Raw genomic sequence first — 24,845 nt, 5'->3', positions numbered from 1 at the left:
TCTACGCTGGTGCGCCGGACGGCCGCCCCGCGGGGCCGTGCCCCATCGCCCCACCGCGTTCGCGAGGAGACCGCCCCATGTCCGCAGAGCCGCACCCCACGCTGCCGCCGGTACGGCTGCCCTCCGATGCGGAACTGGCCCGCGAGGCCCTCGTCGCCCCGCTGTTCGCCCGGGCCGTACGGCTGGCCCGCTGGGCCGGGCCGCACACCCGCGTGGACATCGGCGGCGAACTCGCCTCAGCTCAGCTGCCCGAGGCCGCGGCCGTACTGGGCCTCGACCCCGCCGACGAGGAAGGCCCGGTGCTGGCGAGCCAGGCCTGGCGGGTGGCCGTGGACACCGGCCTCGTGGACGTGGCCGAGCCGGAGGAGGACGGCGACGAGGAGTCCGGCACCGCCGCACCCGGTGAGGACCTGGCGCTGGTGACCGGCGGCGCACCCGCAGAGGTGCTCGACCTGTGGCTGGCGGCCCTGGACACCGTCCTCGCGGATGCGGCCGTGCCCGATCTGGACGACCTCGTCGACGCGTTGGACGCGGGCGGTGAGATCGACTTCGGCCGGCTGGACTGGAACCCGAGCCGCGAGGCGGACTTCCTCGACGGGGTCCTCGCCAACCTCTACCTGCTCACCGTCTCCGGGCACGGCGCTTCGGACGGGCCGATTCCGCTTCCGGTGCTCGCCGCCTCGATGGTCATCCCCGAGGACATGGGCGAGCCGACCGACGCCGTGCTGGAGCAGGTCTCGGACGCGATGATGCGCCTCGACGACCAGTTCCGGCAGCTGGAGCCGATCGGGCTCGTCGAGTTCCGGCCCGTGGACGAGGCCCTGATGGCGGAGGCGGACGACGAGGAGTTCGCCGCCGCCGGCTCGGCCGGCGGCCCGGGCGCCGGTTCGTCCCCCGGCGAGGTCGACGACGAGGACGTCTCCCGGTACGGGCTGGTACGGCTGACCCCGCTGGGCCTGTACGGGATCCGGGCCCGCATGCTGGAGGCCGGGGTCACCGCCCCCGCCGTCGGCGAACTGGCCGACAAGGGCGCCGACGCCCTCCTCGACGCGGTCTCCGGATACTCCGAGGACGCGGCCCAGGCCGAGATCGAGCAGTGGCTGGCCGGCCGTGAACTGCGGGGCGCGGTCGCCGAACTGCTGGCCGCGGCCCGCGGCGCCGACGAGGGCGGTCCGCTGCGGCGGCTGCGCTGCCAGCAGGCCCTCGCCCCGGCCGGTCCCGAGGCCGAGCCGGCGGTCCGCGCGGTGCTGGACGACGCCGAGCTCGGCGGGCTGGCCCGGGTCTGGCTCTCGGAGCGCGGGGCGGCCGACGTACCGGCGCCGGACGAGGCCATGGTGTTCTGGCTGACCGTCGACACGATCGCGGCGCAGCTCGCGGCGGACGGGGAGACGGAGGAACTGCCGCTGCTGATGCAGTCGCTGACCGAGCACCACACGGGGTTCTTCGACCAGGCGTGGCGGGTGGAGCACCCGGCGACGGCGTACGTGCTGGAGGCGATGGGCCGGATGCACCCGGACAAGAAGGCCGCCAAGGAGGCCCGCAAGGCCGCCTTCAAGGCCCGTTCGCGCCAGGCCTGACGCGGGAATCCCGGGTACGGAAGCGGCAGCTGGGGCAGGGGGTGGCCGGCGGCCGGAACGCGCCGTTCCTGAGCCGGAGTCGGCCATTGCGGCCACCGGCAAGGGATCGGCTCCGCTTCGCGGGTAATTCAGCCGCCGTTCACGTGCGGGCGAGAGCGTGTGCGCCGACGACCGCACGACAGGCGCACCACCTCCCCACCCCTGGAGACCCGATGCCGCTCAGCCGTAGAGACTTCACCGCCCGCACCGTCATCGCCGGCGCGGGCGTCGCGCTCACCGGGACGGTCGGCGCGCTCGCGACCGCCCCGGGAGCGCTGGCGGCCGACGACAGCACCCTGCGCGACGAGCACGGCCGGCCCTGCGAGCCCGGCTACGGCCCGCTCCTCGCGGACCCGGCCGGACTGCTCGCCCTCCCCGCCGGATTCAGCTACCGCGTGATCACCCACAGCGGGGTCACCACCCTCGACTCGGGCGAGTCCACCCCGTCCAACCACGACGGGACGGCCGCCTTCGAGGGGCACCGCGGGGTCACCCTCCTCGTCAACAACCACGAACTGAAGGGCAAGCGGGCGGGCTGGGCGCACCCCGTCCCGCTCACCGAGGGCCTCGTCTACGACCCGGCGGCGGCCGGCGGCTGCACGGTCGTCGAGGTCCGGCGCGGCGGCGAGGTGGCCGAATGGGTGGGCGTCGCCGGTACGTCCACCAACTGCGCGGGCGGCGCCACCCCCTGGGACACCTGGCTGACCTGTGAGGAGACCGAGGACCTCGCCGGCAAGAACGGCATGACCAAGGACCACGGGTACGTGTTCGAGGTCGACCCGCACGACCGGCGCGCCAACCGCGAGCCGAAGCCGGTCAAGGCCTTCGGCCGGTACGCCCACGAGGCCGTGGTCATCGACCCGCGCCAGGGCCACGCCTACCTGACCGAGGACGCCTCCGGCCCCAACGGGCTGCTCTACCGCTGGACCCCGCCGAGCGGCTTCCGGCACGGGCGCGGCAAGCTCCGTACCCTCGCCGCGGACGCGGGCGTGCTCGCCGCCGCCAAGTGCTTCGACAGCGCGGGCCGGTTCGTCGACGACCTCTCGCGCGCGACGAAGATCGGCACCGTCTACGGGGTCGACTGGGTGCCCGTCCCGGACCGCGACGCACGGACGGTGTCGGTGCGCAAGCAGTTCGGGGAGGGTGCGGTGACCCGCGCCCGCAAGCTGGAGGGCATGTGGTGGGCCGACGGGGGCACGTACTTCGTCTCCTCGTACGCCCGTGAGGAGAGCCCGGGTGCGGCCCACGACGGCCAGGTGTGGTTCTACGACCCGAAGCGGCGCACGATCCGGCTGACGGTGGTGCTCGGGGTGAACGCCGACCCGGCGAAGGACGGCTCCTTCGACGGCCCGGACAACATCACGGTCTCCCCGTACGGCGGCCTGGTCATCGCGGAGGACGGCAGCGGGCTGCAGCACCTGTTCGGCGCGACCGAGTCGGGGCGCACGTACCCGCTGGCGCGCAACGAGCTGAACATGGGGACGGCACAGGAGCCGGAGTACTCCGAGTTCACCGGTGTCTGCTTCTCGCCGGACGGGCGCACGCTGTACGCCAACATCCAGGACCCGGGCATCATGCTGGCCATCACCGGCCCTTGGCGCCGCGCGCACTGACGACCGGAGCTCGTGACCGAGGGCCGCGGCGCCGCCCGTTCACGGGGCGGCGCCGCGGCCCTCGGCCCTTCATTGAGCTGCGGCGATCTCGGCGCGGCTGGCGGCGGCCCATTCCTCCAGGAGGAACTCGTACGCCTCGGAGGGCCACTCGTCGTCCACCCGCGTCTCGACAAGGTGCCGTATCGCCTCGTTCGCCTCTGCGGCGGACGGGCGGGCGGGACCCGCGGGCCGGAGTGTGCTGTACATGCTTTCAAGGCTACGGGCGGGCACCGACAGTCACCCACCTATTAAGGGTGGAATCCGTCACCTCGGCCCACCGGCCGGCGGGCACGGTCGCTCCATGTGCCCGCTCACCTGCTCAGAGTGTCGAAGAGCCGGGCTTGACCATCCCGCGCACTGTGCGGGACTTCACAAACTCTCCGATGGCCGTCATCTCCCATTCGCCCGAGAACTGGCGAATCAGCTTGGCCATCATGACCCCGGTCTGCGGTTCGGCACCGGTGAGGTCGAAGCGCACCAGCTCCTCCCCGCTGGCCGCGTCGATCAGGCGGCAGTAGGCCTTGGCGACCTCGCTGAACTTCTGGCCGGAGAAGGAGTTGACCGTGAAGACGAGGCCGGTGGCCTCGGCGGGCAGCCGCCCGAGGTCCACGACGATCACCTCGTCGTCCCCGGCGCCCTCGCCGGTGAGGTTGTCACCCGAGTGCTTGATCGCGCCGTTCAGGATGGACAGCTTGCCGAAGTAGCAGCTGTCGATGTGGTTGCGCTGCGGGCCGTACGCGATGACGGAGGCGTCGAGGTCGATGTCCCGGCCGCGGAACGCCGGCTCCCAGCCCAGGCCCATCTTCACCTGGGAGAGCAGCGGGCGGCCGTTCTTGACGAGCGACACGGTCTGGTTCTTCTGGAGGCTGACCCGGCCCTTGTCGAGGTTGATCTTCCCGGTGCCGACGGCGGCCGGGGCCGGCGCGGCGGGCGCTGCGGCCGCCGGGGCCGCGGGGAACGACGGGGCTGCCGGGGGCGCGGGAGGCGCCGGCGTCGTCGGGGCGCTCGGCCAGGAGGAAGGGGAGGGCGCGGCCGGGGCCTGGGCCTGAGGGGTGGCCGCGGGCGGCGGGGTGGGCTCCACGTTCACGGAGACCCCGAAGTCGGTCGCGATCCCGGCGAGGCCGTTCGCGTACCCCTGACCCACCGCGCGCACCTTCCACACGCCGCCGCGCTGGTAGACCTCGACGACCACGAGCGCGGTCTCGGCGCCCAGCTGCGGCGGGGTGAAGGAGGCGATCACCGCACCGGTCTCCGCGTGCCGCACGGTGGCGGTGGGCTCGATGCCCTGGAACGTCTGACCGGCGGCGTCGGGGCTGGCCGTGACCACGATCCGCTCGATGCCCGGCGGCAGGGCGCCGGTGTCCACGGTGATCGAGTCCGGCGCCGCCCCGCCGCCGGACCGGTAGCTGACACCGGGCCCGGACGGCTGGTTGTAGAAGATGAAGTCGGCGTCGGAGCGCACCTTGCCGTCCGCCGCGAGGAGCAGTCCCGACACGTCGAGCCGCACCGGGGCAGCCACGTCCACCGTCACACGGACGGTGTTGAGCGGCAGGTTGGAACCTGGGGTCATAGCGGTCATGCCCGGAGAACGACCGGAGGTGCTTTGCCGTTCCCTTACCCTCGTGACAGATTTCAGCGCCTGTTGCGGGGGTGGTTCTTCGCCATGCGCTCGTTGCCGAACTTGTACGCGCCCGTCCAGCGGGCCATCACGAGCTGCGCGTCGCCGGACTCCACCTCGGCGAGGAACTTCTCGGCCCGGCCGCCGCGCAGGGTGCTCGCGGCCCGCCCCTGGTGCGTGATGACCACGCTCGCGTCGGCGCGCTGTTCGTACGTGAATCCGTGAGGTCTCGGCATGACCGGCAGCCTGCCCCCGCGGCGCGGGGGCGGGCAAGGCAATTACGGAGCCGCGGGCGTGACGCGGCGCGGCAGCCCCAGCGGGTTCGCCTCGCGCAGCTCCGCCGGAAGCAACGGGTCGGGCACCGACTGGTAGACCACCGGCCGCAGCCAGCGCTCGATGGCGGTCCCGCCCACCGAAGTGGAGTGCGAGGTCGCCGCCGGGTACGGGCCGCCGTGGTGCTGGGCGGGGGCCACCGCGACCCCGGTCGGCCAGCCGTTGACCAGGACCCGCCCGGCCAGCGCCGTGACCCGCGCGATCAGCTCCGCCGCCGGGCCCGGGCCGCCGTCGGCCTCGGCCGCGGAGAGCTGGAGCGTGGCGCTCAGGTTCCCCGGGAGCCGGCCGAGCACCGACCCCGCCTCGCTCTGGTCCGCGTACCGCACGACCACGGTCACCGGTCCGAAGCACTCCTCCAGCAGCACCTCGTACGCCCCGCCCTCCAGCAGGCTCCCGGCGGACACGGTCAGGTATCCCGCACCGACGGTGTGCTCGCCGCCGGAGCCCGGGGTGACGGGCGCGGTCACGCCGGGCAGCGCGGACCGCTCGCGTACGCCGGAGACGAAGTTCTCCCGCATCCGGTGGTCGAGCAGGACGCCCGGCTCGGTCTCGCCGAGGGCCTTCGTCAGCGCGCCGGTGAGCCGGTCGCCGTCGGCGCCCTCGGGGACGAGGACCAGGCCCGGCTTGACGCAGAACTGGCCGACCCCGAGGGTAACCGAGCCCGCGAGCCCGGCGGCGATCTCCTCGGCGCGCTCGGCGGCGGCCGCGGGCGTGACCACGACGGGGTTGAGGGAGCCGAGTTCGCCGTGGAACGGGATGGGCACGGGCCGGGCGGCGGCCGCGTCGAACAGCGCCCGACCGCCCCGGATGGAGCCGGTGAATCCGGCGGCGGAGACGAGCGGGTGGCGGATCAGCTCCAGACCCGCGTCGAAACCGTGGACGACGGCGACCACTTCCGCCGGCAGCCCGGCGGCCACGGCAGCCCGGCGCAGCAGCGAGGCGCACAGCTCGGAGGTGGCCGGATGGTCGGGGTGTGCCTTGACGACCACCGGGCAGCCGGCGGCCAGCGCGCTCGCGGTGTCCCCGCCGGGGACGGAGAACGCGAGCGGGAAGTTGGAGGCGGCGTAGACCGCGACCACGCCGAGCGGCACCTTGTAGCGGCGCAGCTCGGGGCGCGGCGGGACGGCGCCGGCGTCGGGGCGGTCGATGCGGATGTCGAGGTAGGAGCCCTCGTCCACGGCGTCGGCGAAGGCGCGCAGCTGGCCGGTGGTGCGGGCGAGCTCGCCGGTGAGCCTGCCCGGGCCGAGGGCGGTCTCGGCGTCGGCGGCCTCGATGACGTGGGCCGCGGCCCCGTCGAGCAGCTCGGCGGCCGCGCGCAGGAAGGCCGCGCGGGCGGTGCGGTCGGCGAGCGCACCGCGGGCCGCGTGGGCGGCGCGTACGGCCTCGTCCACTTCGCCGGACGTGGCCTCGACGGCAACTTGTTCGCGCTGCTTCCCGGTGCGGGGGTCCACACTCCAGACTGGTGTTGCTGCCATGGCGCACTGCCTCCTGGATCTCGCTGACCCGCGCGGTGGCGTTCAGTATTCTGAACGCCGTTCCGATGGATGGATGATCACATCCGTTCCGGACTCTATTTCCGGGTCTTCCGCGTTGACAAGGGACAAGAGGGGCAAGAAGGCGAATGACCACAGGTGAACCGGGCGGATCCGGCGCGGAATCGGAAGGGTCCGAGGGCGCGGGGGCGCCGGAGGCAGGGGGCCCGGGGGCGCCGGCGGCCGTCAAATCGGCCGTCCGCACGGTGCTGTTGCTGGAGCACTTCGCGGCGCGGCCCGGACTGCACAGCCTGGCCGACATCCAGCACGACCTCTCGCTGCCCAAGTCCAGCCTCTACATGCTGCTGCGCACGCTGGTGAACCTGGGGTGGGTGGAGACGGACGCGACGGGCACGCGGTACGGCATCGGCGTACGGGCCCTGCTCGTCGGCAGCTCGTACATCGACGGGGACGAGGTCGTCGCCGCGGCCCGGCCCACCCTGGACCGGCTCTCCGACGACACCACCGAGACCATCCACCTGGCCCGGATGGACGGCACGAGCGTGGTCTACCTGGCCACCCGCACCTCCCAGCACTACCTGCGGCCGTTCACGCGGGTCGGGCGGCGACTGCCCGTGCACTCGACCGCACTGGGCAAGGCGCTGCTGGCGACCCACTCCGACGAGGAGGTGCGGGCGCTGCTGCCGCGGCGGCTGGAGGCGGTCACCGAGCACACGATCACCGACCGGGAGCAGCTCGTGGAGGAGCTGGCGCTGGTACGGGAGCAGGGCTACGCGGTGGACCGGGAGGAGAACACGCTCGGGCTGCGCTGCTTCGGGGTGGCGGTGCCGTACCGGACGCCGGCCCGGGACGCGGTGAGCTGCTCGGTGCCGGTGGCCCGGCTGACGGCCGAGCACGAACTGCGGATCAAGGCGGCGCTGTTCGAGGCGCGGGACCGGCTGTCGGTGGCGACCCGGCGCATGTGAGGCGGTGGAGGGGGAGGTTCCTCCCCCGGGCGGGGGAGGCGGTTCCCTCCGGCGGGGGAGGTGGCGGGGCGGCGGACGCGGGACCGTTGGGGCATGACCGCACAAGCCGTTCACATGGGGGCCGGACGCAAGGCGCTGAGGGTGCTGGCCCTGGCCGCCACCGTGCCCTATCTCGTGCTCAAGTCCGCCTGGCTGTCGGGGAGCCGGGTCGGGATTCCCGACGGCAGCCCGCTGCTGGACGCGGGGATGTTCCTCACCGCGGCCAACGCGGTGACCCTGGCCATGGACGCGAGCGTGGTCGTGCTCGTCCTGGTCCTCACCAGACCCTGGGGGATGCGGGTGCCTCCCCGGCTGCTCACGGTCCCCGCGTTCACCGCCACCGGGCTGCTCACCCCGATCCTCGTCGCGTTCCCGGCCCAACTCCTCATACGGGCGGCGGATCAGGGCGGGCCGGCGTATGCCGGGGAGGCGGCGCGGCCCTTCCTCGACCCCTGGGTGTTCACCGTCGTCTACACCGGCTTCTCCGTCCAAGGACTCGCCCTGGCCGGGCTGTTCGTGCCCTATGCGCGGGAGCGCTGGGGCCGGCGCTGGCAGGGCGTGCTGGGCCGCGGACTCCCGCCACTCACGGGGGTGGTGGCGGGAGCCGCGGCGGTGGGCGGCCTGGTGGTCGCGGCCGTCCACGCGTACTGGGCCCTCGGCGGGACGGCCGGGTCGGGGGAGGAGCGGGCGGCCGCGCACACGGCGGCCGCGGGCCTGGTGTCCGGGGTCCACGCGATATGCGCGCTCGCCGCCGCAGCGGGGGCGCTGATGCTGGTCCGCGGCGGGAGCCGGGCCGCGTGGTGGCCGCTGGCCCTCACCTGGATCGGCTCGGCGGCGGCCCTGTGCTGGGGCCTGTGGCCGTGGGTGGCCTCGCTGGGCCCGCAGCTCGACGGGGGCGAACCGCCGGCCGCGGCAGTCCGGTTGATCTACGCTGGTCAGATGATCACCGGAATATGCGCCGCCGCCGTGCTGACCCGGTTCCTCTCCTCTCGCCGCGAGGAGTGATGCGGACGGCGGCGTCCCGGCTGCTGGGAGCGCGGGCCCGGCTGCGGTGGGTGCACCTGGTCCTCGGCGGGGCCCTGCTGATGCCGTACTTCTTCCTCGCCCAGGTGGTGGTCAGTGTCTGGACCGGCCGCGGCGGCTTCCTCAGCTCCGGCCCGCTGGCCTTCGCCTCGTACGGGCTGTCCCTGCCGCTGGCCGCCGCGACCGCCGTGTTCGGGCTGGTCCGGCCGCTGTCGGCCGGCGCCGTACGGGCCCTGTGCGGGGTGCCGGGCGAGCGGCTGGCCGCGGGGCCGGCGCGGTCCTGGGCGGCGCGGGGGCGGACCTCGGCCTGGTGGACCCTGCACCTGGGGGTCGGCGCGCTGCTGAGCGGGATCAGCCTCGCGGTGCCGCCCATGGCGGTGGTGCTGATCGCGCTGCCGTTCGTGAGCAGGCTGCGGACCGCCGAGCTGGGGCTGGGCTGGTTCAGCACGGACGCCGCGCCGTACGTCGCCCCGCTGCTCGGGACCGGCATGCTGGTCGGGCTGGCCCTGTGCGCCGCCGGGGCCGGGGAGCTGCTGGCCCGGATGGCACCCGTACTGCTCGGGCCGGCGGCGGCGGACCGGCTGGCCGCGGCCGAGGAGCGGGCCGCCGACCTGGCCGTGCGCAACCGGCTCGCCCGGGAGCTGCACGACGCGGTCGGGCACGCCCTGAGCGCCGTCACCCTCCAGGCGGTCGCCGCCCGGCGGGTGCTCGACAGCGACCCCGCGTTCGTACGGGAGGCACTGGCCGCGATCGAGGACACCACCCGGCGGACGGTGGGCGAGCTCGACGCCGTGCTCGGCCTGCTGCGGGACGGGGACTCGGTCCGGGCCGAGGCCGCCCCCGCCCCGACCCTCGCCGCCGACCTCGACGGGCTGCTGGCCCGCACCCGGGCCGCCGGGACCGCCGTCACCGCCCACCAGCACCCCGGACCGGCCGGGAACTGGGAGCAGCTCCCGGCGATCGCCTCCCGCGAGGCGTACAGGATCGTCCAGGAGGGCCTGAGCAACGCCCTGCGCCACGGCGCGGGCCCCGTCGAGCTGCGGATCGCCGTGCGGGGCACGCGTGACGGAACCCCTCGTGAACTGGAGATCACCATGACCAATCCGCCGGATCCCGCCGAGAGGCCGCAGCCCCGTACCACCGGGGGCCGCGGGCTGCACGGCGCCGCCGAGCGGGCCACCCTGCTCGGCGGCCGCCTCGAAGCCGGCCCGCACCAGGGGCTGTGGCGGCTGCGCGCCCTCCTCCCGCTCGGCGGAGCCTCGCGATGACCTCCCAGAGCCCGCCGCCGCTGCGCATCGTGCTCGCCGACGACGAGCGGATGGTCCGCACCGCCCTGCGGGTCATCCTCGAAGCGGAACCCGATCTGGAGGTCGTCGGCGAGGCGGCCGGCGGCGCCGAGGCCGTCCCGCTGGTCCGCTCCCTGGCCCCCGACGTGGTGCTGATGGACGTCCGGATGCCCGAGATCGACGGCATCCGGGCCACCGAGCAGATCATCGCCACGATGGCCGAGCCGCCCCGGATCGTGGTCGTCACCACCTTCGAGAACGACGCCTACGTCTACGACGCGCTGCGCGCGGGCGCCTGCGGGTTCCTCCTGAAACGGGCCCGGCCCGACGAGCTGATCGGCGCGGTCCGCCTCGTCGCCCGCGGTGACAGCCTGCTCTTCCCGGCGGCCGTCCGCGCCCTGGCCTCGTCGCACGCGCCCGGCGGCCGGGGCCCCGTCGCCCCCTGGGTCGCGCGGCTCACCGAGCGGGAGGCCGACGTGCTGCGCCTGATGGCCACCGGGCTGTCCAACCACGAGATGAGCGAGCGCCTCGGCGTCGGTCCCCAGACGGTCAAGACCCACGTCGCCGCGGTCCTCTCCAAGACCGGGTCCCGCGACCGCACCCAGGCGGTGATCGCGGCCTACGAGGGCGGCTTCATGAAGAAAGACTGAGAACCCCGCCACAATCGGGGCAGAGCGGAACGCCTGAGAGCCTTGACGCGTCCTTCTGGGGGATGAACAAAACGATCAGGCGTGCGTCGGTCTTCTGTCTGCTCCTGGTGCTGGCCCTTCTGGTGCGGGTCACCTGGGTGCAGGCCTACCAAGGCCAGGCCCTCGCAGACAACGAGAACAACCGGCGGAACCTCATCGGGCAGTACGAGAACCCGCTGGGCAACATCATCGTGGGCGGGGAGGCGATCACCGGCTCGGTGAAGACGGACGGAAAGGACTTCGGCTACAAGCGCACGTACGTCAACGGCCCGCTCTACGCGCCGCTCACCGGCTACAGCTCCCAGGCCTTCGGCACGAGCATGCTGGAGGGCGTCTACAAGAAGATCCTCAACGGGTCCGACGACCGGCTCAAGACGGTGATGGACATGCTCACCAACAAGCGGGCCTCGCCGGGCAACGTGCTGACCACCGTCGACAAGGACGTCCAGCAGGCCGCGTACGACGCGCTGCAGGGCAAGCAGGGCGCCGCCGTCGCCATCGACCCGGCGACCGGCGAGATCCTCGCCATCGTGAACAACCCCTCCTTCGATCCGGGCAGCATCGCCGGCGCCAACGACAAGGCGGCCTGGGAGAAGCTGCTCGAGGACAAGGGCAAGGCCCTGGAGAACGTGGCCCTGCGCAAGCCGCAGGCGCCGGGCTCCACCTTCAAGCTGGTCACCCTCGCGGCGGCCATCGAGAACGGGCTGGTCACCAACATCGACACGCCGACCGGCACCCCGGACCCGTACACGATCCCCGGGACCCGGACCCTGCTGCCCAGCGAGGCGGGCTCCGCGGCCTGCAACAACGTTTCGCCGCGCACCGCGCTGCGGCTGTCCTGCAACAACGTCTTCGCGGAGCTGGCGCACCAGCTCGGCCAGGACAAGATGCGGGCGATGGCCGAGAAGCTCGGCTTCAACACCGAGGCCGCGACCCCCGTCGCCGCCCGGCCGGCGAGCAAGTACCCGTCGAACAAGATGTCCGTCGACCAGGTCGCGCAGACGGGTATCGGCCAGTTCGACGTGCAGGCCACCCCGCTCCAGATGGCGATGGTGACCGCCGCGATCGAGAACGGCGGCAAGCTCGTCGCCCCGCACTCGGTCTCCGAGGTCACCGACGCGAACGGCAATGTGCTGGAGAGCTTCAAGAACCCGAAATCCGAGCAGGTCATGAAGGCCAAGACCGCGTCGATGCTCCAGGACGCCATGCGGACGGTCGCCACCGAGGGCGGCGGCAAGCCCGCGCAGGTGACCGGCGCCGAGGTGGGCGGCAAGACCGGCACCGCCCAGCGCGGCGTGAACAACAGCCTGCCGCCGCTCGCCTGGTTCACCTCGTACGGCAAGCTCGGCGGCAAGCAGATCGCGGTTGCCATCGTGATCGAGAACTCGGACACCGACCGCTCCGAGATCGGAGGCGGCAAGCTCGCCGCCCCCATCGCCCAGAAGATGATGGCGGCGTGGCTGAAGAAGTAGCCGCGCCACTCGCTCCACGACGCGCCGGGAACCGACATGGCTCCCGGCGCGTTTCCTTTCCCATGATCAGAACCGCGCACCCCGCAGATCTCGACGCCATAGCCGCCCTGCACGCCCGGGCCCGCGCCACCTACTACCGCGGCCGCATCCCCGAGGACGCGTACGCCGGCGAAGCCGAGGTCGCGCGGACCCGCGAGGGCTGGTCGCTGGCGGTGGCCCGGGCCGCCGACGAGGGCGGGGTGCTGTGCGCGGAGCAGGACGGGGAGCTCACGGGGGTCGCCGCGTTCCGGACGGCGGACGGCGAGACGACGCTCACCCAGCTGCACGTGGATCCGGTCCACTGGCGCCGGGGCACCGGGGCGGCCCTGCACGCCGCCTGCGTCGACGCGTGGCGCCGGGCCGGCGTCGGCCGGGTCCGCCTGGAGGTCTACGAACACAACCTGCGCGCCCAGGCCTTCTACGCCCGCCAGGGCTGGCACCGGGACCCGGCCGGCGCGGAGCGGTCCGGCTCGCACCTCACGCTGTGGCTCAGCATCGGGACCGGGGAATGCGACGCCCGGACAGGTGGTTGAAGCCGAAACCGTCCCATCCCGGAACAAGGAGAGAAAAAGGATCATGCGCGTCGAGATCTGGAGCGACATCGCCTGCCCCTGGTGCTACATAGGCAAGGCCCGGTTCACCAAGGGGCTGGCCGCGTTCGCGCACCGCGACGAGGTGGAGGTCGTCTTCCGGTCCTTCGAGCTCGACCCGAACAGCCCCAAGGGCACGGTGGCGCCGGTCCTGGAGATGCTCGCCAAGAAGTACGGCCGCACCCTCGAGGAGGCGCGCGGCATGGAGGAGCACGTCGCCGCGAGCGCACGGGCCGAGGGGCTGACGTACCGCACCGACGGGCGCGACCACGGGAACACCTTCGACATCCACCGCCTGCTGCACCTGGCCGCCGCCCGCGGCCGCCAGGAGGAGCTGCTCGACCTCGCCTACCGCGCGAACTTCGCGCAGGAGCGGTCGGTGTTCGACGCCGAGGTGCTGGTCGCCCTCGCCGTCGAGGCGGGCCTGGACGAGGCGGAGGCCCGTAGGGTCCTCGCGGACGACACCGCCTACGCCGCCGAGGTGCGGGCGGACGAGCAGGAGGCGGCGGAACTCGGCGCCAACGCCGTGCCGTTCTTCGTCCTCGACCGCCGCTACGGGATCTCCGGCGGCCAGCCCGCCGAGGTCTTCACCCAGGCCCTGGAACAGGCCTGGGCCGGCCGCGAGGTCTCCGAGCCCGCCGCGGCCGACGCGTGCGACCCGGCCGGCGCCTGCCCGGCCCCGCAGGCCTGACGAGGCCCCGCATCCGACCGGGCTGCCCGCGGCTGCGGCTGCGGCTCCGGCCCCGGCTGCGGCCCGGGGCGGCCCGGGGCGGTCCGGTCAGTGCAAGGTTTCCGACCAGGCCGCTTCCGCGGCGGCCACGGCATCGGCCGGATCCGTCCCCAGGGCCGAGGCCAGCGCCGTCAGGGACGTGAGGACCGCGTCCAGGGACGCCGCCCGGCCGTAGTGGTTGACGCGGATCATCTCCCCGGCCGCCGACACGGGGGCCGCGGGGGCGGCGGCCAGGGCCTTGGACGCCACCGCCGGGGCCTGCGGCACGCGGAGCGTGGTGGCCACCGGGGCCGCCTCCTCGGGGCGGACGACGTACGGGGCGACGCCCAGGCCCTGCGCCCCGGCGCGGGTCGCCGCCGCCGCGGCGCGGTGGCGGCCCATCACCGTCGACAGGCCCTCGGTGGCGATCCGGTCCAGGCAGGCCTCCAGCGCCAGCATCTCCAGCTGTGCCGGGGCGTGCGGCAGCGCCGTGCGGCCCGCGTCGATCCAGCGCTCCTTCCAGTCCAGGAGGGAGAGGTACGAGCGGCGCGGGGCGGCCGGGTTCTCCGCGAAGCGGGCCCACGCGCGGTCCGACACCGACACCGCCGAGACCCCAGCCGGGCCGCCCATCGCCTTCTGGGCGCCGATCACGCACAGGTCCACGCCCCACGCGTCCGGCAGCAGCGGTTCCGCGCCCACCGACGCCACCGCGTCCAGCATGAACAGCGCCCCGTGGGCCCGGACGACCTCGCCGATCTCCGCCACCGGGTTGGTGTTCCCGGTCGCCGCCTCCGCGTGGACCAGCGAGACGAAGTCGATCCGCGGGTGCTCGGCCAGCGCCCGGTCCACGTGCTCGGCCGTCACGGCCGTGTCGAACGGCACCGCCAGGTCCACCACGCCCGCCCCGCAGTCGCGCAGCCAGTTGCCGAAGGTGGTCCCGTAGGGGCCGGTCACCACGTTCAGCGCCGTCGAACCGGGCCGCGCCCCCGAGCGGATGCACCCCTCCAGCGGCAGCAGCGCCTCGCCCTGCGTGATCACCACGTCCTGCCGGGTGGAGAGGAGGTCCGCGACCCCCTGCTCGATCGACGCGAAGTGCTCCGCCGTGAGCGGCGGGAGGTCCAGCAGGGGGTGGGTCACGGTGGTGCTCTCTCTTCGTCCGCTGCGTCCGGGGTCTACCCGCACGAGCGTACCGAGACCGCACGTACAGTGCGGAACATGACCGATGACGTGCTGCATGTGAAGGGGCGTGTGCTCGTCGGACCCGACGACGCGCGCGATGAGCTCTGGGTGGTCGGCGGCCGGATCTCGTACGAACGCCCGCACGGGGCCCGCGAGATCACCACCGTGTCCGGGTGGGCTCTGCCCGGCCTGGTCGACGCGCACTGCCACGTGGGGCTCGACGCCCACGGCCCGGTCGACGCGGAGACCGCCGAACGCCAGGCCCTGACCGACCGCGACGCCGGCACCCTGCTCATCCGCGACGCCGGATCCCCCTCCGACACCCGCTGGACAGACGACCGCGAGGACCTGCCGAAGATCATCAGGGCCGGCCGGCACATCGCCCGATCGCGCCGCTACATCCGTAACTTCGCCCACGAGATCGAGCCGGCCGACCTCGTCGCGTACGTGGGCCGCGAGGCGCGGCGCGGCGACGGCTGGGTGAAGCTGGTGGGGGACTGGATCGACCGCGAGGTCGGGGACCTCGCCCCCTGCTGGCCGCGCGCCGAGGTCGAGGCGGCCATCGCCGAGGCGCACCGGCTCGGAGCACGGGTCACCGCGCACTGCTTCGCGGAGGACTCGCTGCGCGACCTCGTCGAGGCGGGCATCGACTGCGTCGAACACGCCACCGGGCTCACGGAGGACACCATCCCGCTGTTCGCGGAGCGCGGGGTGGCGATCGTCCCGACGCTCGTGAACATCGCGACGTTCCCGAAGATGGCGGCGGGCGGCGAGGCCAAGTTCCCGCGCTGGTCGGCGCACATGAAGCGGCTGCACGAGCGCCGGTACGACACCGTGCGGGCCGCCTACGACGCGGGCATCGGCGTGTACGTCGGCACCGACGCGGGGGGTTCCCTGCCGCACGGCCTGGTCGCGGCCGAGGTCGCGGAGCTGGTGCGGGCCGGGATCCCGGCCCTGGAGGCGCTCTCGGCGACGACCTGGGCGGCGCGCGAGTGGCTCGGCAGGCCCGGCCTGTCCGAGGGGGCGCCGGCGGACCTGGTGGTCTATGACACCGACCCGCGGGCCGACGTACGGGCGCTGGCGCAGCCGCGGCGGGTCGTGGTGAACGGCAAGGTCCGGGCCTGAGGGCCGAGTCGGCGCTCGGTGGGCATGCGGTTGACGCATGCGTGACGCCGGTGTCCCGGTGGTCGTTGTGAATGGCCGCCCGGGGCGCTGGCGTCGGCGTTTTCCCCACGACTGTGTGGCGGAAAAGAACTCCCGTTCCGTGTGGTGCGCAGTTAATCGAAGATCTGCATGGAAACCACCCTTTGGGGTGAACTCACCTCAGGTCGTCGCCCGTTCACTCTCCGTGCGTAAAGATTCCCAGGGTTAGAGGCCGTCGGCGCGCGATGTCCCCCATTGGCGGCGCGACGGCTCCCATCTCCCCGGGGGTTCCACCACCTTGAACAGCAACGCCTTCCGCATGCCCGCAGCCGTCCTGATCGCCACGGGGGCGGTCGCCCTGCTCACCGCCCCGCCCGCCTTCGCCACCGGAGGAAACGGCTCCACCGGCGGCGGCGAGGGCAGGGCCGGAGCGGTCGTCCTGCGCGCCGGACTCGACGTGGGCCTGCTCGACAAGACCGTCCACGTGCCGCTGACGACCACCCTCAACGAGGTCAGCGCACCGGCGACGGCGCAGAAGACCGCCCTGGCCGTGACCCTGGACGGGGTCGAGGGAGGGAAGCCGGTGAGCGTGCTGCGCGCGGACGTGGCCACCTCCAAGGCCACCGCGGACAAGAACCGCGGCGAGGCGGAGGTCAATCTGGTCAACGCCAAGGTGCACGTGCCGGGGCTGCCGGCGCTCTCCCTGATCCAGGTGGAGAAGGCCACGTCCAAGGCGGTGTGCGAGGCGGGCAAGAGGCCGGAGGCCGCCGCGAACGTGCTCGGGTCGGTGACCGTGCTCGGCAAGAAGGTCACCCTCTCGGCGGGCGGCCCGACCAAGGTCGAGATCCCCAAGGTGGGCATGGTCAGCCTGGAGCTCTCGGGCGCGCAGACCACCTCCACCACGGCCGCCGCGGCCGCGCTCCGGCTGAAGGTGTCCGTGAACCCGCTGGACCTGAACGTGGCCCAGGTCGAGGGCGAGGTCGTGCTCGCCGAGGCGCACTGCGAATCCCCGGCCGGGGCGCCGGCGCCCGAGCCTTCGGCGGAGCCCGGCACCACGACGCAGGCGGTGGCCTCCGGGACCGGTGCCGTCACCACCAACGCCGACCTGGCCGAGACCGGCGGCGGTTCGGCGACCCCGTACGTCGCGGGGGGTGCGCTGGTCCTGCTCGGCATCGGGGCGGCCGCGCTGGTCGTGACCCGGCGCGGCCGCACCTCGTAACCCTGCGGAAGGCGGCCCCGCGAACGCTCAGCGGGTGGCGCGCTCCAGGCCCTGCTTGTCCGCTCCACGCGAGAGCACGGCCTCGCCGACCTGCTTGTCGACGGCGGCGTACGCGGACTTCGCGGCGGCCCCGAGCCCGGAGCCGGTGTCGGCGCAGGAGGTGCACACGACGCGGAACGGCCCGTTCATGTCCGAGTACTGCGTGAGGTACTCGGCCTTGGTCACGTCCCAGCGGCCGGGGTGGGCGGCGGCCGGGGTGAAGGTGAAGCGCGGGATCGAGGACATGTTGCCGCGCGCCTTGTCGGCCTCGTAGAAGCTGGCGATCTGGTCGCCCATGCCGAACACGACCCACGTGCCGTTGATCTTCTCGTAGGGCTGCGGCACGTGGTTGTGCGTCCCGATGATCAGATCGATGTCGGGGAGCCCGTCCGGGCCGCGCGAGGCGGTCAGCGCCTGCGCCAGGTCCCGCTGCTGCTGGTCGGGCGCCGTCTGCCACTCGGTGCCCCAGTGGACGCTGAGGAGGACGACGTTCGCGCCCGCCGCCCGGGCCGCGCGGGCGTCGGCGATGATCCGGTTCTGGTCGATCAGGTTGACGGACCAGGGCTTGCCGGCCGGGACCGGGATCCCGTTCGTGCCGTACGTGTAGTCCAGCTGGGCGACCTTGGCGCCGCCGGCGGAGAGCACCGCCGGAGCCTTGGCCTCATCGGCGCTGCGGGCCGAGCCGACGTGCTTGATGCCGACGCGGTCGAGGTGTTCCAGGGTGCGGACGAGGCCGTCGTAGCCGTCGTCCAGGGTGTGGTTCGAGCCGGTCGAGCAGCTGTCGTACCCGGCGTCCTTCAGGGCGTCGGCCAGCTGGTGCGGGGCCTTGAAGGCGGGGTATCCGGTGTAGGGGCCGCCGGGCCGCCCGTACGGTATCTCGTGGTGGCATATCGCCAGGTCGGCGGCGGCCACCAGGGGTTTGACCCCCGCGAGTATCTTCCGGAAGTCGTGACTCTCGCCGCTGCCCCGGGCGTCGTCCGCGGCCCGCTGGACGATCGAGGGGTACGGGATGATGTCGCCGGTCGCGACCAGCGTGAACGGCTTGGCGCCGGCGGGCGTGGTGGGGCTCGCCTTGCCCTGCCCCGCCTTGCCCTGCCCGGGCTTGGCCCCCAGCCGCTGCTCGGCGGCGTCCTTGCCGCGGTCGAGCAGGCTCGGCAGGGCGAGGATCCCGCCGGCTATGGCCGCCACCGCGGCCACGGCCGCGGCCGTCGTGGCTGATGTCTTCATTCCGGACCCCCCGGGGCTTCCCTGCTGATGCGGAGATCATCGCCTACCTCCACCCGCCCCGCCAACGGAGCCAGAGCCTCCGGATAGCGGCGCCGCCACGGGCCGGTGCGCAGCCCGGATCAGCGCGCCGTCAGCGCCAGGGCGTGGTCCAGGGCCTGCAGGAGCCGGCCCGTCGTGGCCCGGTCGCGGACCGCCAGCCGGAGCCAGGAGGAGTCCAGCCCCGGGAAGGTGTCCCCGCGGCGGACCGCGAAGCCGAGGGCGCGCAGCCGCGTGCGGACCTCCGCTCCGCCCTCCACCCGGATCAGGACGAACGGCCCCTGTGCCACCCCCGACACGCCGATCTCCTCGAACTCCGCGAGCCCCGCCAGCAGATGCGCCCGGTCCACCGCGATCTGCCGGGCCGCGTCCTGCGCCTCGGCCAGCGCCGCCGGGGCCACGCACGCCTCCGCCGCCACCAGGGCCGGCGTCGACACCGGCCACAGCGGCTGCGCCGCCGCAAGCTTCGCGATCACCCGAGGCTCGGCCAGCACGTAGCCGATCCGCAGCCCCGCCAGCCCCCACGTCTTGGTCAGGCTCCGCAGAACCACCAGACCCGGCACGTCCGTCCGCCCGGCCAGCGCCTCCTGCTCGCCCGGGACCGCGTCCATGAACGCCTCGTCCACGACCAGGATCCGGCCCGGCCGGGCCAGCGCGGTCAGCACCGCCGCCGGATGCAGGACCGACGTCGGGTTGGTCGGATTGCCGACGATCACCAGGTCCGCGTCCTCCGGTACCGCCTCCGGGTCCAGCCGGAACCCGTCCGCCGCCCGCAGCACCACCCGCTCCACCGTGTGCCCCGCGTCGCGCAGCGCCGCCTCCGGCTCCGTGAACTGCGGGTGCACCACCACCGGCCGCCGGGCGCCCAGGGCCCGCGCGATCAGTACGAACGCCTCCGCGGCCCCCGCCGTCAACAGCACCCGGTCGGCCGGCAGCCCGTGCCGAGCCGCCACCGCCGCGCGGGCCGACCGCCCGTCGGGGTACGCGGAGAGACCGTCGAGCGAAGCCGCGATGCGCTGCTTGAGCCAGTCGGGCGGGGTGTGCGCCCGTACGTTGACCGCGAGGTCGACCAGCGCGCCGCCGTCGCCGCGCACCTCCGCGTCCCCGTGATGGCGCAGGTCGTGCGGGAGCGCCGTGGCCACGGCGCAGGTCGCCGCCACCGACCGGCGCTTGGGCACGAGCAGCTCCCCGCCGCCCGCGAGCGCCGCGGCCTCCGCCACCGAAGAGGTCCCGGCGGCGCCCTGCACCACCTCGGAGGGATGCGGTACGGGGATGCCGGCCAGCTCCTCGGCGGGATAGCTGAGCAGGGGCACGCCGAAACGTTCCGCCGCGCCCGCTATCCCCGGCTCGCCCGCCTTCGACTCCACCGTGGCCAGCGCCTTCACCGCCCCGGCGGCCAGCCCGGCCCCGCGCAGCGTCTCCTCGACGAGGGCGCAGACCTCCGCCACGGACACCCCCGCGCGTCCGCCGACCCCGACCACCAGCTGCGTCGCGTACTCGCCCACCGGGATCATGCCCCCTCCGTAGTCGTCAATGGTTCGTGCCCCGTCGCCCGCGCGCACACGTGCGTACGGGGCGAGGAGTCGGTATTCAGGGGCACATGGCCGTGATCGTGGCGCTGGGCGCGTTCCTGATGACCCTGGCGGGCGGGTGGACGGCGCAACGCGTCACCGACCGCCGCCACCTCGTGCTGGGCCTGGCCGGCGGGCTGATGCTCGGCGTCGTGGGCCTCGACCTGCTGCCGGAGTCGCTGCACGCGGCCGGCCGCAAGGTGTTCGGCGTGCCGCTCGCCCTGCTGCTCTTCGTGGCCGGGTTCCTGATCGCGCACGTGGTGGAACGCCTGCTGGCGGTACGGCAGGCCGCGCACGGCGCCGAGAACGGGGGCCGCGTACCCGAGGTCGGGCTGACGGCGGCCTCGGCGATGGTCGGCCACAGCTTCGCCGACGGCGTGGCACTGGGCGCTGCCTTCCAGGTCGGCGGCGGGATGGGCGTGGCCGTGTCGCTGGCCGTCATCACGCACGACTTCGCCGACGGGTTCAACACGTACACGCTCACCCGGCTCTACGGGAACGCCCGCCGCAAGGCCCTGATGATGCTCTTCGCGGACGCCGTGGCCCCGGTGCTGGGTGCGGTGTCCACTTTGCTGTTCACCCTTCCGGAGGAACCGCTGGGGGCGTACCTCGGCTTCTTCGGCGGAGCCCTGCTGTACCTGGCGGCCGCCGAGATCCTGCCGGAGGCGCACCACAAACACCCCGCCCTGTCCACGCTGATGTGCACGGTGGGCGGAGTGGCCGGGATCTGGCTGGTGGTGGGCCTCGCGGACTGAACTCACCTGGCCCGCGCCGCGGCTTCCGCGAACCGGAGGGCCACGGAGGGCTCCGCCGCCCAGTGCGTGTGCAGGTAGCTGGCGTGCACGCCCTGCCGTACGAAGCCCTCGACCCGGCGTTCGGGGTGCGTGAACCCCCACGCGGGGGCGGAGCCCGCGCCGGGCTCGATCACCGTGCGGTGGAACTCGTGGCCGCGCAGCCGGGTGCCGGTGACGGCGAGGGCGCTGTCCGACACCGCGACGGCCTCGCGGTAACCGAGGGTCAGCCGCTCCGACATGCGCGCGTCGGCGTCGAGGACCCCGCACATGGGCTTGCCGTCCAGCGAGCGGGCGAGGTACAGCAGCCCGGCGCACTCGGCGGCGACGGGGCCGCCGGTCTCCGCGAAGGCCGCGACGGCCTTGCGCAGCGGCGCGTTGGCGGCGAGCTCGGGGGCGTACACCTCGGGGAACCCGCCGCCGATCACCAGGCCGGTGGTTCCGTCGGGCAGGGCCTCGTCCCGGAGCGGGTCGAAGGTGACGACCTCCGCCCCGGCGGCGGTGAGCAGCTCGGCGTGCTCGGCGTAGGAGAACGTGAACGCCGCACCGCCCGCGACGGCGACCACCGGTCGCGTGCCGGGGCTCCGCCGCGGACCCCGAGTCCCGGACGCCGGCGGGACCGCGTCGTGCCGACTCAGGGCCTGCTGCGGCGACCAGGCCTCGCATTCCAGCGCCGGGGCCGTGCGGGCCAGCGCCATCAGGGCCTCCAGATCGCAGCCCGCCCGGACCTGGTCCGCGAGGGCGGCGACCGAGGACAGGGCGTCCGAGCGCCGCTCCGCGACCGGGACCAGCCCCAGGTGGCGCGACGGCGCGGCCACCTGCGGGGCCCGCCGCAAGACGCCGAGCACCGGCATCCCGGCCTCCTCCAGCGCCTCCCGCAGCATCGCCTCGTGCCGGTCGGAGCCGACCTTGTTCAGGATCACGCCCCCCAGCCGCACCTGCGGGTCGAACGACGCGAAGCCGTGCACCAGCGCCGCCACCGACCGCGACTGCGACGAGGCGTCGACCACCAGCACCACCGGCGCCCGCAGCAACTTCGCGACCTGCGCCGTCGACGCCAGCTCACCCCGCCCCGCGGCCCCGTCGTACAGGCCCATCACGCCCTCGACGATCGCGAGATCGCATCCCGAGGCCCCGTGCGCGAACAGCGGAGCGACCAGCTCCGGCCCGCACATGAACGCGTCCAGGTTGCGCCCGGGCCGCCCCGTGGCCAGCGCGTGGTAGCCGGGGTCGATGTAGTCGGGCCCGGCCTTGTGCGGGGACACGGCGAGGCCGCGCTCCGAGAAGGCGGCCATCAGGCCCGTGGCGACGGTGGTCTTGCCGCTGCCGGAGGACGGCGCGGCAATGACCAGCCGGGGGATGTGGAGCGACGTCACCACTCGATGCCCTTCTGGCCCTTCTGGCCGGCGTCCATCGGGTGCTTGACCTTGGTCATCTCCGTGACCAGGTCCGCGAACTCCACCAGCTTCTGCGGTGCGTTGCGCCCCGTGATCACCACGTGCTGGGTGCCGGGGCGGCTGCGCAGCACCTCGATGACCTCGTCGACGTCGATCCAGCCCCAGTGCATCGGGTACGCGAACTCGTCCAGCACGTAGAGCTTGTGCGTCTCGGCGGCCAGATCGCGCTTGACCTGCTCCCAGCCCTCCTTGGCCGCCTGCTCGTTGTCGAGCTGCGCGTCCCGCTGGACCCAGGACCAGCCCTCGCCCATCTTGTGCCAGACGACCGAGCCGCCCTCGCCGGAGGCGCCGAGCACCTTCAGCGCGTTCTCCTCGCCGACCTTCCACTTCGCCGACTTGACGAACTGGAACACCCCGATCGGCCAGCCCTGGTTCCATGCGCGCAGCGCCAGCCCGAAGGCCGCCGTCGACTTGCCCTTGCCCGGGCCGGTGTGGACGAAGACGAGCGGGCGGTTGCGGCGCTGGCGCGTCGTGAGTCCGTCGTCCGGAACGACGGTCGGCTGTCCCTGCGGCATTACGCGGCCCTCCTGTGGGTGTCTGATGCGGTACGTACGTTCTTCACGAGCCCGGCCAGCGAGTCGGCCCGCAGTCCGTCGAGCGTGACGGCGGGCCCGCCGAGGTCGCCGGCCAGTACGCCGGCCAGCCCCAGCCGGACCGGCCCCGACTCGCAGTCCACGACCACCGACGCGACGCCCTGGGCCTGGAGCAGCCGGGCGCTGCGGCCCGCGAGCGCGCGCGGGTCGCCGCCGGCGGAACCGGCGGATCCGCTCGAACCGGCCGAACCGGTGGAACCGGCCGAGGTGGCCCGCCCGTCGGTGACGACCACGAGCAGCGGGCGGCGGCTGGGATCGCGCAGCCGCTCGATCCGCAGCACCTCGTGGGCCTTGAGCAGGCCGGCGGCGAGCGGGGTGCGCCCGCCCGTCGGCAGCTGTTCGAGCCGGACCGCGGCCGCGTCCACCGAGGAGGTGGGCGGCAGCGCCAGCTCGGCGGCGGAGCCGCGGAAGGTGATGAGACCGACCTTGTCCCGGCGCTGGTAGGCGTCCAGCAGCAGCGACAGCACCGCGCCCTTGACCGCGCTCATGCGCTGCCGGGCCGCCATCGAGCCGGAGGCGTCGACGACGAAGAGGACCAGGTTGCCCTCGCGGCCCTCCCGGGTGGCCTGGCGCAGGTCGTCCTTGCGGACGACGAGCCCGCGCCCGGTGCGTCCGCGCGCCTTCTGGTGCGGGGCGGCGGCCTGGACGGTCGCGGCGAGGTGCAGCTTCGTCAGCTGGCCGCGGGGGCGCTGGGCGCCGGTGGTCCGGCCGTGCGCGGTACGGGCGCGCGAGCGCCGCCCGGACGCGCCCTCGCCGAGGCCGGGCACGCTGAGCATCTTGGTCCGGAACGGCTCGGCGGCCCGTACGGCGGCCTGCTCGGGCGCGGCGCCGTCCTGGGAGGCGGGCTGGGGGGCGGGGGAGTCGGGGGCCTCCGGTGCGTCGTCCGGTGCGGGGGCCTCGGGGGTCTGCGGCGCCTCGGGTCCGCCCTGCGGGGGGACACCGCCGCCGCCGTCCGGGCCGCCGTCCTCCGGGCCGCCGTCGTCCGGCCCCTCGGGCTCCGGGTCCGGCTCCGGGTCGTGCTCCGGGTCGTTCTCCGGCTCCTCGTCGGGGAACCGGTCCAGGATCTCGTCGAGCTTGTCCTCGTCGAGGCCCGGCGCGTCGAAGGGGTTGCGGCGCCGCCGGTGGGGGAGCGCCAGCAGCGCGGCCTGCCGTACGTCCTCCTTGCGCACGCCGCTCCGCCCGGCCCAGGCGGCCAGCGCGGTCGCGGTGCGGGCCATCACGATGTCGGCGCGCATGCCGTCGACCTCGAAGCCGGCGCAGGTCGCGGCGATCTGGAGCAGGGAGGCGTCGCCGAGGCGGACCTTCGGGAGCAGGGCGCGGGCGGCCACGACACGGGCGCGGACGTCCTGTTCCTCACCGCTCCAGCGGGTGGCGAAGGCTGCCGGGTCGTCCTCGTACGAGAGCCGGCGGCGCACCACCTCGACGCGCTGGGCGGGCTCGCGGGAGGCCGCCACCTCGACGGTGAGCCCGAACCGGTCGAGGAGCTGCGGACGGAGCTCGCCCTCCTCGGGGTTCATGGTGCCGACGAGCAGGAAGCGGGCGGCGTGGCGTACGGAGACGCCCTCGCGCTCCACGTACGAGGCGCCCATGGCGGCGGCGTCGAGGAGGAGGTCGATGAGGTGGTCGTGGAGGAGGTTGACCTCGTCGACGTACAGGATGCCGCGGTGCGCGTCGGCGAGCAGGCCGGGCTCGAAGGCCTTCACGCCTTCGGCGAGGGCCCGTTCGATGTCGAGGGCGCCGACGAGGCGGTCCTCCGAGGCGCCGACGGGCAGCTCGACCATGCGCGCGGGCCGGGCGGTCCCGGGGCCCGGCTCGTGGGGGCCGTCGGGGCAGGCGGGGTCGGGGGCGCCGGGCGCGCAGGAGAACCGGCAGCCGGGGACGACGTCGACCTGCGGCAGCAGCGCGGACAGCGCGCGGACGGCGGTGGACTTGGCGGTCCCCTTCTCGCCGCGCACGAGGACGCCGCCGACCGCTGGGCTCACGGCGTTGAGCAGGAGCGCCAGCCGCAGGTCGGTCTGGCCGACCACTGCGGTGAACGGGTAGGGCGTGCTCATGCGATGCCTCTC

General features: G+C 74.2%; 22 protein-coding genes. 12 read left to right on the top strand and 10 right to left on the bottom strand.

Annotated features, from left to right (window positions below; all coding sequences use genetic code 11):
* Positions 1-77 precede the first annotated feature (77 nt).
* Together ACFXGI_RS13505 and ACFXGI_RS13500 are read left to right on the top strand one after the other, a co-directional pair.
* Positions 78-1,577 (top strand): hypothetical protein, encoded by a 1,500-nt coding sequence (locus ACFXGI_RS13505; RefSeq protein WP_384705569.1) that lies wholly within the window; start codon positions 78-80, stop codon positions 1,575-1,577.
* 212 nt (positions 1,578-1,789) lie between these two features.
* A complete protein-coding gene (locus tag ACFXGI_RS13500) occupies positions 1,790-3,229 on the top strand; it encodes an alkaline phosphatase PhoX (protein WP_384705567.1) in 1,440 nt (479 codons plus the stop codon).
* Positions 3,230-3,298: 69 nt separating this feature from the next.
* Here ACFXGI_RS13500 and ACFXGI_RS13495 read toward each other — a convergent pair whose 3' ends face one another.
* The 4 genes from ACFXGI_RS13495 to ACFXGI_RS13480 form a co-directional block, all read right to left on the bottom strand.
* On the bottom strand, positions 3,299-3,475 hold the full coding sequence (locus tag ACFXGI_RS13495) for a hypothetical protein (protein ID WP_199813622.1): 177 nt from the start codon (positions 3,473-3,475) through the stop codon (positions 3,299-3,301).
* Positions 3,476-3,587: 112 nt separating this feature from the next.
* On the bottom strand, positions 3,588-4,847 hold the full coding sequence (locus tag ACFXGI_RS13490; RefSeq protein WP_384705565.1) for a TerD family protein: 1,260 nt from the start codon (positions 4,845-4,847) through the stop codon (positions 3,588-3,590).
* A gap of 53 nt (positions 4,848-4,900) precedes the next feature.
* The gene (locus ACFXGI_RS13485) at positions 4,901-5,122 is read right to left on the bottom strand and encodes a hypothetical protein (protein WP_030859017.1); all 222 of its coding nucleotides are present in this window, start codon (positions 5,120-5,122) and stop codon (positions 4,901-4,903) included.
* Between the two features lie 42 nt (positions 5,123-5,164).
* A complete protein-coding gene (locus ACFXGI_RS13480; protein WP_384705563.1) occupies positions 5,165-6,694 on the bottom strand; it encodes an aldehyde dehydrogenase (NADP(+)) in 1,530 nt (509 codons plus the stop codon).
* A 146-nt stretch (positions 6,695-6,840) separates the two neighbouring features.
* Between ACFXGI_RS13480 and ACFXGI_RS13475 the strand changes: the two genes are divergently transcribed.
* The 7 genes from ACFXGI_RS13475 to ACFXGI_RS13445 all read left to right on the top strand — a co-directional run bounded on the left by ACFXGI_RS13475 (position 6,841) and on the right by ACFXGI_RS13445 (position 13,506).
* The gene (locus ACFXGI_RS13475; RefSeq protein WP_384705561.1) at positions 6,841-7,677 is read left to right on the top strand and encodes an IclR family transcriptional regulator; all 837 of its coding nucleotides are present in this window, start codon (positions 6,841-6,843) and stop codon (positions 7,675-7,677) included.
* 93 nt (positions 7,678-7,770) lie between these two features.
* Positions 7,771-8,721: a hypothetical protein gene (locus ACFXGI_RS13470; protein WP_384705559.1), complete on the top strand. Its 951-nt coding sequence runs from the start codon at positions 7,771-7,773 to the stop codon at positions 8,719-8,721.
* Positions 8,721-10,007: a sensor histidine kinase gene (locus ACFXGI_RS13465; protein WP_384705557.1), complete on the top strand. Its 1,287-nt coding sequence runs from the start codon at positions 8,721-8,723 to the stop codon at positions 10,005-10,007. The genes ACFXGI_RS13470 and ACFXGI_RS13465 overlap by 1 nt, the downstream gene beginning before the upstream one ends.
* Positions 10,004-10,675, top strand: a complete 672-nt coding sequence (locus ACFXGI_RS13460; RefSeq protein ID WP_384705555.1) for a response regulator — start codon at positions 10,004-10,006, stop codon at positions 10,673-10,675. The genes ACFXGI_RS13465 and ACFXGI_RS13460 overlap by 4 nt, the downstream gene beginning before the upstream one ends.
* 62 nt (positions 10,676-10,737) lie before the next feature.
* A complete protein-coding gene (locus tag ACFXGI_RS13455) occupies positions 10,738-12,186 on the top strand; it encodes a peptidoglycan D,D-transpeptidase FtsI family protein (RefSeq protein WP_384705553.1) in 1,449 nt (482 codons plus the stop codon).
* 62 nt (positions 12,187-12,248) lie between these two features.
* Positions 12,249-12,758: a GNAT family N-acetyltransferase gene (locus tag ACFXGI_RS13450; protein WP_384705551.1), complete on the top strand. Its 510-nt coding sequence runs from the start codon at positions 12,249-12,251 to the stop codon at positions 12,756-12,758.
* 43 nt (positions 12,759-12,801) lie between these two features.
* The gene (locus tag ACFXGI_RS13445) at positions 12,802-13,506 is read left to right on the top strand and encodes a DsbA family oxidoreductase (protein WP_384705549.1); all 705 of its coding nucleotides are present in this window, start codon (positions 12,802-12,804) and stop codon (positions 13,504-13,506) included.
* 87 nt (positions 13,507-13,593) lie between these two features.
* Here the strand turns inward: ACFXGI_RS13445 and ACFXGI_RS13440 are convergent, their stop codons facing one another.
* Complete coding sequence (locus ACFXGI_RS13440) at positions 13,594-14,661, bottom strand: pyridoxal-phosphate-dependent aminotransferase family protein (RefSeq protein ID WP_384705548.1); 1,068 nt, start codon at positions 14,659-14,661, stop codon at positions 13,594-13,596.
* 78 nt (positions 14,662-14,739) lie between these two features.
* On the opposite strand from ACFXGI_RS13440, the gene ACFXGI_RS13435 reads away from it, so the two are divergent.
* Both ACFXGI_RS13435 and ACFXGI_RS13430 read left to right on the top strand, forming a co-directional pair.
* On the top strand, positions 14,740-15,828 hold the full coding sequence (locus tag ACFXGI_RS13435) for an amidohydrolase family protein (RefSeq protein ID WP_384705547.1): 1,089 nt from the start codon (positions 14,740-14,742) through the stop codon (positions 15,826-15,828).
* A gap of 316 nt (positions 15,829-16,144) precedes the next feature.
* Positions 16,145-17,065 (top strand): SCO1860 family LAETG-anchored protein, encoded by a 921-nt coding sequence (locus tag ACFXGI_RS13430; RefSeq protein ID WP_384705546.1) that lies wholly within the window; start codon positions 16,145-16,147, stop codon positions 17,063-17,065.
* Between the two features lie 27 nt (positions 17,066-17,092).
* Here the strand turns inward: ACFXGI_RS13430 and ACFXGI_RS13425 are convergent, their stop codons facing one another.
* Both ACFXGI_RS13425 and cobC read right to left on the bottom strand, forming a co-directional pair.
* Positions 17,093-18,331 (bottom strand): CapA family protein, encoded by a 1,239-nt coding sequence (locus ACFXGI_RS13425; protein WP_384705545.1) that lies wholly within the window; start codon positions 18,329-18,331, stop codon positions 17,093-17,095.
* A 119-nt stretch (positions 18,332-18,450) separates the two neighbouring features.
* Positions 18,451-19,881 (bottom strand): Rv2231c family pyridoxal phosphate-dependent protein CobC, encoded by a 1,431-nt coding sequence (gene cobC, locus ACFXGI_RS13420; protein WP_384705544.1) that lies wholly within the window; start codon positions 19,879-19,881, stop codon positions 18,451-18,453.
* Between the two features lie 86 nt (positions 19,882-19,967).
* Between cobC and ACFXGI_RS13415 the strand changes: the two genes are divergently transcribed.
* Positions 19,968-20,693: a ZIP family metal transporter gene (locus ACFXGI_RS13415; protein WP_030163119.1), complete on the top strand. Its 726-nt coding sequence runs from the start codon at positions 19,968-19,970 to the stop codon at positions 20,691-20,693.
* Positions 20,694-20,695: 2 nt separating this feature from the next.
* Here ACFXGI_RS13415 and ACFXGI_RS13410 read toward each other — a convergent pair whose 3' ends face one another.
* Genes ACFXGI_RS13410 through ACFXGI_RS13400 form a run of 3 tightly spaced genes read right to left on the bottom strand, consistent with a single transcriptional unit; the run spans position 20,696 to position 24,833 of the window.
* Positions 20,696-22,108: a cobyrinate a,c-diamide synthase gene (locus ACFXGI_RS13410; RefSeq protein ID WP_384705543.1), complete on the bottom strand. Its 1,413-nt coding sequence runs from the start codon at positions 22,106-22,108 to the stop codon at positions 20,696-20,698.
* Positions 22,102-22,701: a cob(I)yrinic acid a,c-diamide adenosyltransferase gene (gene cobO / locus ACFXGI_RS13405; RefSeq protein ID WP_384705542.1), complete on the bottom strand. Its 600-nt coding sequence runs from the start codon at positions 22,699-22,701 to the stop codon at positions 22,102-22,104. Before cobO ends, ACFXGI_RS13410 begins: the two co-directional genes overlap by 7 nt.
* On the bottom strand, positions 22,701-24,833 hold the full coding sequence (locus ACFXGI_RS13400; RefSeq protein WP_384705541.1) for a putative cobaltochelatase: 2,133 nt from the start codon (positions 24,831-24,833) through the stop codon (positions 22,701-22,703). The genes cobO and ACFXGI_RS13400 overlap by 1 nt, the downstream gene beginning before the upstream one ends.
* Between the last annotated feature and the right edge of the window lie 12 nt (positions 24,834-24,845).

The sequence above is a fragment of the Streptomyces sp. NPDC059355 genome (assembly GCF_042752335.1).
GTDB lineage: Bacteria > Actinomycetota > Actinomycetes > Streptomycetales > Streptomycetaceae > Streptomyces.
This window is presented reverse-complemented; position numbering and strand designations above follow the sequence as displayed.